This window comes from Noviherbaspirillum sp., from assembly GCF_036846085.1.
GTDB lineage: Bacteria > Pseudomonadota > Gammaproteobacteria > Burkholderiales > Burkholderiaceae_D > Noviherbaspirillum.
Genome location: NZ_DAIUCO010000007.1, coordinates 36590 through 45153 on the forward strand (window position 1 = coordinate 36590; position 8564 = coordinate 45153).

The window sequence follows — 8564 nt, forward strand, 5'->3', positions numbered from 1 at the left end:
GAAAGGTTCAGAATACGGTCATTATATGAAAAAGCGGCTGCTGGTGTTCGCCCGGCCGGCCGCGTTCGACATATTCCATCAGGCCTTCAGCTTGGCGAACGCAGCCGCCATTGCACTGTTCGGGGCGGATTGCTGTGGACGCTGCTGATGCTGTGACAGGCGCCGGGCATCGGTGCGGTCGCCGCGTTGCTCAGGTTTGGCACCAGACTGCTGAGGCGAATCCGAGAGCCGCATCGTCAGGGCGATGCGCTTGCGCTTTTCATCCACTTCAAGCACCTTCACCTTGACCACCTGTCCGGCCTTGACCACCGTATGCGGGTCGCGGACAAAGGTGTTCGATAAAGCCGAAATGTGGACCAGCCCATCCTGGTGCACACCAATGTCCACAAAAGCGCCAAAGGCGGCAACATTGGTCACCACGCCTTCCAATATCATGTCTGGCCGCAAGTCCTTGATGTCTTCGACACCATCCTTGAACGTTGCCGTCGTGAACGCCGGGCGCGGGTCGCGGCCTGGCTTTTCCAGTTCCTTCAGGATATCCGACACCGTTGGTACACCGAATTTATCGTCAGCATACTTGGCTGGATTCAGCGACTGCAGCAGCTTGGTGTCGCCGATGACGCCTTTCACGTCCTTGTTGATATCAGCGAGGATTTTTTGCACGACCGGATACGATTCCGGATGGACAGCAGACGCATCCAGGGGATTTTCGCCCGCCATGACGCGAAGAAAGCCGGCCGCCTGTTCAAATGTCTTTTCGCCCAGACGAGGTACCGACCGCAGTGCCGTGCGCGAGGTGAACATGCCGTTCGTGTCACGATACGTCACGATGCTTTGCGCCACACTGCTGGTGAGGCCGGAAACCCGTGCCAGCAATGGAGCGGATGCGGTGTTCACATCGACACCGACCGCGTTGACGCAATCCTCAACCACCGCATCAAGGGATCGGGCCAACTGTGTCTGTCCGACGTCATGTTGATATTGTCCGACGCCGATCGATTTCGGATCGATTTTCACCAGTTCCGCCAACGGATCCTGCAGCCGTCGCGCAATCGATACGGCGCCGCGAAGCGATACATCAAGCTCAGGTAATTCGCGCGATGCGAATTCCGATGCCGAATAGACCGATGCGCCGGCTTCTGAGACAACAATCTTGGTCAATTTCAATTCCGGGCGCAGCTTGATCAAATCCTGCGCTAACTTGTCCGTCTCGCGCGAGGCGGTGCCATTGCCGATCGAGATCAGCGCGACATTGTGTTTCTGGGCCAGCTGCGCAAGCGTATGCAGCGAACCGTCCCAATCGTTTCTTGGCTGATGAGGATAGATGGTGGTCGTGTCGACCACTTTGCCAGTCGCGTCCACGACCGCGACCTTGACGCCGGTCCGCAATCCGGGATCGAGGCCCATCGTGGCGCGCGGGCCGGCAGGCGCCGCCAGCAGCAGGTCCTTGAGATTGCGGGCGAAGACATTGATCGCCTCCACCTCCGCGCGTTCGCGCAGGCCGGTCATCAATTCGGTTTCAAGGTGCATGAACACTTTCACCCGCCACGTCCAGCGTACCGTATCGGCGAGCCATTTGTCGGCCGGGCGGCCTTGGTTGCTGATGCCGAAGCGGACTGCAATTCGGCCTTCGCACGGATTATGCGGCGCATCCCATTTCGGCTTTTCCTCTTCCGTATCCAGTCGCAATGAAACGTTCAGGATCTCTTCACGCCTGCCGCGGAACAGCGCCAGGGCGCGATGCGAAGGGATAGTGCGGATCGCCTCGGTGTAGTCGAAATAATCAGCAAACTTTGCGCCGGCTTCCTGCTTGCCTTCGATGACCTTCGACTCCACCACGCCATGCTCGGTCAGATAATCACGCAGCGTTTGCAGCAGGTTCGCGTCTTCGGAAAACCGCTCCATCAGGATCTGGCGTGCCCCGTCCAGTGCCGCCTTTGCATCGGGCACGCCGGGATTGTCGCCGTTGTCCGAAGTGAATGCCGGTTTCAGATACTTGCCCGCTTCCTCGTCCGGGTTCAGTTGCGGGTTGGCGAGAAGGGCATCCGCCAGTGGAGCCAGGCCCGCTTCCGCGGCAATCTGTGCCTTGGTGCGACGCTTTGGCTTGTAGGGCAGGTAAAGGTCTTCGAGCCGTGTCTTGTCCTCCGCATGCGTTATCGCATCGAGCAGCTCCGGCGTCATTTTTCCCTGTTCCTGGATCGACGCAATGATGGCCGTGCGGCGATCTTCCAGTTCCCGCAAATAACGTAACCGCTCTTCCAGCAGACGCAACTGGATGTCGTCCAATCCGCCGGTGGCTTCCTTGCGATAGCGGGCGATAAAGGGAACGGTCGCACCTTCATCCAGCAGGGCGATGGCGGCGGCGACCTGTACCGGCTTGGCGGCAAGTTCAAGGGCAAGGCGTTGTTCGATCGAAGGCAGCATGGGTATGGCAATTCGTGAGAGGAGCGTTGGATGATACCGAAACCAAGGTCAAAAACCAGTCTTGACAAGGGGGGAAGTTATGCCGGCGTGGCGGCTAAGCGAAAGGGTTGACTATTCTGCCACCCGATATCCGTTCGATGCCCGCAAGATCTGTCCAGCTGCGCACTGCCGAAAAGCCTTGCGCCGACAGCAGGCTCCGAACGGCTTCCGCCTGGTCATAGCCATGCTCCATCAGCAACCAGCCGTCGGAAGAAAGATGCCGTGTCGCGCCATTGATGATGTTGCGCAAGGCCGACAGGCCGTCTGCATGGTCGGTGAGCGCATCGACCGGTTCAAAACGCAGATCGCCTTCCGACAAATGCCTGTCGCCTTTGACGATATAGGGTGGATTCGCAACAATCATGTCGAATGTTCTGCCGGGCAGGGCCGAATACCAGTCGCTATGAGCAAATGCAATGTTTGCATGATGGCGGCGCGCATTGCGCTCAGCCACTGCGAGCGCAGCTTTGCTGATGTCCACCGCAGTGACATCGAGGTCAGGGCGTGCATGAGCAAGCGCAACGGGAATGGCACCGGACCCCGTACCGAGATCAAGAACGCGACTGCCAGGCTGAAGGCGTTCCAGTGCCAACTCGACCAGCAATTCGGTCTCCGGCCGGGGAATCAGGACATCGGGCGTGACGGCAAATGCCAGTCCATAGAATTCGCGTTCGCCGGTGATGTAGGCAACCGGTTCACCCTGTATTCGACGGTGAAGCGCTGCACGTAGGGCTTCTGCTTCGTTCGCCGTCAGGGCAAGCTCGGAACGGGTGATCAGTTGAATTCTTGACAGGCGCAATGCATGCCCGACGAGAATCCGCAGATCGACCGGATCAAGCGGCGAATTTCTTAATACGCTCCCAATCGTGGTGCCCGCTGCGATCGCCGCAAGAGCCGGCGCTTTTTCATGCTCCTGCATGGCATTCGGTCATCGGTTCTGCTGCCGCAGCGCCGCCCACAGCAACGCCAGAAGGAATAAAATAAACCATGCGAGGGACCATTGCGGAATCGATAGTCCGAGTATGGGCGCGTATTCAGTAGAGCAGAGGCCGTCAGCCTTGAATAGGAATGGAAGCAGTTCTGCGGTGGGAATTTTGTTGAGTGACGTTTCGAGCGGATCAATGCCGCAGGATACCGTCGGATGCGCCTTTACCCACAGATGCCAACCGGCCACACCGGCGCCGCCCAGCGCGGATAGCGCGCCCAAAAAGGCACCGAATTTCACTGCATTGCGGGGCAGGAAGGCAAATACAAGGCAAATGATCGCGACCAGCGCAAATGCATAGCGCTGAATGATGCACAGCGGGCAGGGCAGCATATCCTGAGCATGCTGCAGGTACAGCGCGTAAGCCAGCAGTCCAAGGGAAGCAAGGGCGACGGCGACCAGAACCGGTTTAGATGTTTTCATTATGTGTTGGCAAAGTGAAATGTCATAAGAGTAACCGGCCTGCAATTAGTTCCATGGTGCAACCCGTATCCGGCATAGGTTAAACGTCTTCGGCCAACGCCGCCAGCAATTCGGCCTGGTGCTCAGCCATGAGCGCATTAGTTAATTCCTCCAAATCGCCGTCCATGATGAAGTCAAGCTTGTAGAGCGTCAGATTGATACGATGGTCGGTCATCCGGCCCTGCGGAAAATTATAGGTACGGATGCGCTCGCTTCGGTCACCGGAGCCGATCAGCGATTTGCGTGTCGCCGCTTCCTTTGCCTGTTGCTCCCTGAGTTGTACATCCTTGATTCGCGCCGCCAGAACCTTCAAGGCGGACGCCTTGTTCTTGTGCTGGCTGCGGTCATCCTGGCATTCCACCACGATGCCGGTCGGAAGATGCGTGATACGCACCGCGGAGTCCGTCTTGTTGATGTGCTGGCCGCCGGCGCCGGATGCGCGGTAGGTATCGATGCGAATCTCGGATGGATTGATATTGACGTCTTCGACTTCATCGGCCTCCGGCATCACTGCCACGGTGCAGGCGGAGGTGTGAATGCGTCCCTGGGTTTCAGTCGCCGGCACACGCTGAACGCGGTGGCCACCTGATTCGAACTTCAGCTTGGAGTAGGCGCCAAACCCGACGATGCGCACGATGACTTCCTTATAGCCACCGATCTCCGATGGCGATTCAGACACCATTTCGATCTGCCAGCGGTTGCGTTCCGCGAAGCGGGTGTACATGCGCAACAAATCCCCTGCGAACAGGGCCGCCTCATCACCGCCCGTGCCGGCCCGAACTTCGAGATAAATATTGCGCTCGTCATTGGCGTCTTTCGGCAGCAGCATTTTTTGCAGATCAATCTCCAGCTGTTCGATGCGCGACTTGGCCGAGGCAATTTCTTCCTGCGCCATTTCGCGCATTTCCGGATCGGACAGCATTTCTTCTGCGCTTTCCATATCCTCCGCAGCCTGCCGATAGTCGGCGTACAGCGCAACCAGCGGACCGAGTTCGGCATGTTCGCGCGTGAGCTTGCGGTAATTTTCCATGTCCGCGGTAATGCCTTCCTGCATCAGCAGGTTCCCGAGCTCCTCCAACCGCTCTGTCAGGTGGTCGAGTTTGGCGAGCATTGATGGTTTCATGGTCTTTTATGTTTAAGCAATTCGAAGCAGTGGGAACCGGCGCGGCATGGCGCGATGTTTCAAGGCGACATCAGGTATCGCCGTCAGGAGGGCAGGATGCGCCGCTAGCGCTTGGTGCGAAAGAGTTGTGGCAGCAATGCCGCCAGCCGGGCGCGCTCATCGCCTTGTGCACTGTGGAGCGCTTGCTGCGGGCCATGGAGGAACTTGGCTGTCAGGCCTTTCGACAAGGCTTCCAGCACGGCATCCACATTTTCTCCCTTCGCCAGCAGCCTGCGTGCGCGTTCGAGTTCCATCAAACGTATCGCCTCGCTGCTTTCATGTAAATCCTGGATGACCGGCACAACAGCGCGCGTATCGATCCAGTGCATGAAGGACTGCACTCGATTTTCAATAATTGCTTCCGCCTGGGCAACGGCAGCCTGGCGATTTTCGATGCCGGTCTGGACTGCGGCGCCCAGGTCATCCACGGTATACAAGAACACGTCGCTCATGCGGGCGACTTCCGACTCGATGTCGCGCGGCACAGCGAGGTCCACCATGAAAATCGGTTTGTGCCGCCGCGCCTTGATCGCGCGTTCCACCATGCCCAAGCCGATGATGGGCAAGGAAGAGGCGGTGCATGACACGACGATATCGTAGTTCGGCAGTTGCTGCGGAAGATCGGCCAGCCGAATCGCTTGGCCATTGAAGCGATGGGCCAGGGTAGCGCCACGCTCCATGGTGCGATTGGCAATAGTGAGGGTCTTCGGGTTTTGTGCTGCAAAATGCGTCGCGCAAAGTTCGATCATTTCGCCTGCCCCGATAAACAGGACATTCTGCTCGGAAATGGTATCGAAAATGCGCTGAGAAAGCCTTACTGCCGCAGCCGCCATTGAAACGCTATGCGCGCCGATTTCCGTCGTGCTGCGGACTTCCTTGGCAACGGCAAATGTGCGTTGAAAAAGCTGGTGAAGGTATGTTCCCAATCCACCGGCGGCTTCCGCCTGGCGGACTGCATCCTTCATCTGCCCCAAAATTTGTGCTTCGCCCAGCACCATCGAGTCCAGTCCGGAAGCAACACGGAAAGCATGGCGTACAGCGTTATCCTGGGGCAGCGTGTACAGATACGGGCGGAGTTCAGCGTAGGGCAGCTTGTGGTAATCGGCGAGAAAATGGCCGGTGGAATCAATGACTGCATTGACGCCGCCGTCGATATGGCTGGCCGCATACAGTTCGGTGCGATTGCAGGTAGACAGAATCGCTGCTTCGTCTGCCGAGCGATTGTCGGCATTGCGCCCGAACCAAGCTCTTGCAGCCCTCACTGCCTCGCCGATCTGGTCGGCAGGAAAAGCTACCTTTTCGCGTAAAGATAGCGGTGCAGTGTTGTGGTTCAGGCCGACGGCTAGAAGCTGCATTTCGGTAGTGAGCAAATAAAATAACCGGCTATTATAGCGTGTTGCATCGCCGCATAAACGATGCGCAATTCAGGCGCGCCGGCATCATGACTGCGAAGGTAGCATAACTACCAGCGTCTTGTTGAATGCCTTTCGTCCCAGTCATTAAATTGGCGTCCGTCATCGGATTTGCAAGCCGATGCATGTCTACTGATCAAGTTGCTCAAGCCTGTATCCGTAGCTGTATACCGGTGTCAACCTAAACCCATTTTCCGGTTGCAAGCGCAGCTTGGAGCGCACCCTTGATACATGCGTATCCAAAGTACGTGACGGGGTATCCTCTTCCTTCGGCCAGATCGACTCCTGGATATAAACCCGCGACAAAGGCTTGCCGAGATTGCGGAAAAAAAGCAGCGCTAACGAAAACTCCTTCTGGGTCAGGATGATTTGGTGGTCCCCGATGTCCAGTCTTCCGCTCCGGGGTTCAAACAAATAGCGGCCAAACTGCAACTGTTCGTGCGAATGCCGTTCCGGATAAGCGCGTTGCAGAAGGACGGCAATCCGTGTCGCTAATTCACGGCGTCGCACCGGCTTGATGATGTAATCGGTCGCCCCGGCGGCAAGCGCGGCCACAATGTCGCTTTCAGTATTCGGCCCGGTTATAAAAAGCACAGGGAAATTGCTTGGCATGTTGCCGCGTACCTGCTGGATAACGTTTATTCCAGCCCGCCCGGATCCTTCCCAATGCAGTATCAGCATGTCAATGGCTTCCTGTCGCAAAGTATCCAGCACATCTTTGCTATTCACGCAGGAACGAAGCATGTGTCCATTCCGGGAAATGACCTCTGCGATCAGGGCAGACCGATCAGGTGCATCGTCGATCAATGCGATGCGCATCATGCATGGCCACAGCGTGACTGTATGGGGCTGGACCTGAAATTTGCTCGATTCATGCGCTACTTGAGATTTTACGAAACATACAAAGCAACTTGTCGGCGCAGTGCGTACCTTGCGCGAGGCATCCCGCCATTCGCGGATCAATCAGTAAAGCGTTGAAGTTTAGCGTCATATTTAAGTTGTTTTTATGGTAACTGGAAAACCATTAACAAGTTGACACAACGCCTTTAGTCGATAATTTGAGCATCACTGCAACAACAATCGGAGCAGCGGATCCGCCGAATACTTTCAATTAAAAATTGGGCCAAACCGAGGAAGTCAGCGTAGGCTGTGTTTCACCAAAAGGCAAATAGTAGAATAAAAAGTGGCCTGACTTTTGCAAGCCCTCTACGATAAGCGCCATAAAAAAAGCCCGCAGGAGTAAGGTGCGGGCTAAATCCAATCCCAAGGAGGATCAGAGGAGACAAGGGCATTGTCGGTTACCGGGATGACAGGATGATGACGCGTTATAGAAAATCGTCAAAAGAACTCTGTAGGAATCCGTTCAACCCACGGCCGTGATAAAAACCTCTTCTTGCTCAGTTGCAAGGTTGTCGGTTTATTAAATCGCTAGATGATCAAACTAAAAACACAGTTAACTTCTTCTGCACATAACGATCGATATGCCATGTTATAGCGATCGCGCGATATATGGCTATCCCATGTTTTAGGGAGGCGGAGTAAAAAGTAAGAGACAAAAACCAAACTAGAATAAGAAATGTTTCTCCAGTGCAACAATGCTACGTCTCTTTTCGCCGATACCTGCTGTAAATCTTCCGGGAAGTAATAGGACGAAATTGCTTGTACGAAATAAGCGCTAGGGCAAGCAAGCGGATTTACTCCTTTGATATTTATATGTGCGTAAGCATGATCCCGCAAAAGACCGTCATTATTTTTCCATAACAATGTCATGCCGTATGTTTCTCCAGCCTCTATGAACAATTCGTAATCTCCAGTTATCTTCTAATCCTCGCGATATAAAAAAGAGAGCAGATTCCACTTCGGATGTGCTCTTGGCCATGCCCGATCGAGGTGGAACATTTACCTGGCGGTGATCAAAAGAGTTTTGCTATAATTCCGCTCCCGTCGCAAAACAAGTTTTAAACGCAAGTCGAGCGACAGGAAAAAACAAGCAAAAGCTTTAAAAGGCTTGACGCGAAGAGAAGAATGCTTCATAATCTCGTTTCTCTGCTGCTGTTAAACAAGACGATTTAACGGTGAG

Annotated in this window: 7 protein-coding genes; all 7 read right to left on the reverse strand. The window is 55.4% G+C overall.

The annotated features are described in order from the left end of the window. Positions 1-78: 78 nt before the first annotated feature. The 7 genes from V7080_RS01780 to V7080_RS01810 all read right to left on the reverse strand — a co-directional run bounded on the left by V7080_RS01780 (position 79) and on the right by V7080_RS01810 (position 8254). Positions 79-2424, reverse strand: a complete 2346-nt coding sequence (locus V7080_RS01780) for a Tex family protein (RefSeq protein WP_334186677.1) — start codon at positions 2422-2424, stop codon at positions 79-81. Positions 2425-2518: 94 nt separating this feature from the next. Then, a complete protein-coding gene (gene prmC / locus V7080_RS01785; protein ID WP_334186678.1) occupies positions 2519-3382 on the reverse strand; it encodes a peptide chain release factor N(5)-glutamine methyltransferase in 864 nt (287 codons plus the stop codon). A gap of 9 nt (positions 3383-3391) precedes the next feature. After that, positions 3392-3871: a disulfide bond formation protein B gene (locus V7080_RS01790; RefSeq protein WP_334186685.1), complete on the reverse strand. Its 480-nt coding sequence runs from the start codon at positions 3869-3871 to the stop codon at positions 3392-3394. 79 nt (positions 3872-3950) lie between these two features. Beyond that, positions 3951-5033 (reverse strand): peptide chain release factor 1, encoded by a 1083-nt coding sequence (prfA, locus tag V7080_RS01795; protein WP_334186679.1) that lies wholly within the window; start codon positions 5031-5033, stop codon positions 3951-3953. 104 nt (positions 5034-5137) lie between these two features. After that, a complete protein-coding gene (gene hemA, locus V7080_RS01800; RefSeq protein WP_334186680.1) occupies positions 5138-6427 on the reverse strand; it encodes a glutamyl-tRNA reductase in 1290 nt (429 codons plus the stop codon). 186 nt (positions 6428-6613) lie between these two features. After that, positions 6614-7306 (reverse strand): response regulator transcription factor, encoded by a 693-nt coding sequence (locus tag V7080_RS01805; protein WP_334186681.1) that lies wholly within the window; start codon positions 7304-7306, stop codon positions 6614-6616. A 606-nt stretch (positions 7307-7912) separates the two neighbouring features. After that, positions 7913-8254 (reverse strand): hypothetical protein, encoded by a 342-nt coding sequence (locus tag V7080_RS01810; protein ID WP_334186682.1) that lies wholly within the window; start codon positions 8252-8254, stop codon positions 7913-7915. Positions 8255-8564: the final 310 nt, after the last annotated feature.